This is a genomic window from Luteimonas flava (assembly GCF_036584485.1).
In the GTDB taxonomy this organism is placed as follows: domain Bacteria; phylum Pseudomonadota; class Gammaproteobacteria; order Xanthomonadales; family Xanthomonadaceae; genus Luteimonas; species Luteimonas flava.
On record NZ_JAZHBM010000025.1, the window covers coordinates 1 to 448 of the forward strand.

Annotated in this window: 2 protein-coding genes; both read left to right on the forward strand. The window is 52.2% G+C overall.

The window, feature by feature from the left end; genetic code table 11:
* Window positions 1-25 precede the first annotated feature (25 nt).
* Entirely contained in the window at window positions 26-127 is a 102-nt protein-coding gene (locus V3391_RS17535) for a PsiF family protein (RefSeq protein WP_425497306.1), read from the forward strand.
* A gap of 112 nt (window positions 128-239) precedes the next feature.
* A partial coding sequence (locus V3391_RS17540; protein ID WP_332079744.1) for a hypothetical protein occupies window positions 240-448 on the forward strand: 209 nt, incomplete at its 3' end.

The following is a 448-nucleotide window of genomic DNA, read 5'->3' on the forward strand; positions in this document are numbered from 1 at the left end:
GCCAGCTGCTGCCGAAGCGCCAAAGCTGACCCAGCAGGAGAAAATGAAAAAATGTAATGTCGACGCTACCGGCAAAAAAGGCGATGAGCGCAAGGCCTTCATGAAGGAATGCCTGAGTAGCAAATAATCAGTCACCGCCTGTCTCAGACGCCATCTTCGGATGGCGTTTCTATTTGCTGTTAATTATTGCCTTGGCACATTAATTGCTATGAATATATTTTTTGTGTTCAAGCTACGTAATGACCAATTACCCTAAAGCTGACGCGGACATATTCCTATCCCATATGCCCGACGTAGCCCGCTGTGAACTCTCGCTGCGGGAACTGAATCAGATGTGGCGGCTTATCGAGTCGTCCGCCAAAATGAACTGCCCGGCCGAAGCGCGTCTACTGTTGCCCGCCATGGTGGCCACCCGCACCGGTTTCGCGCACCTGGAGCAGGCCCTGGT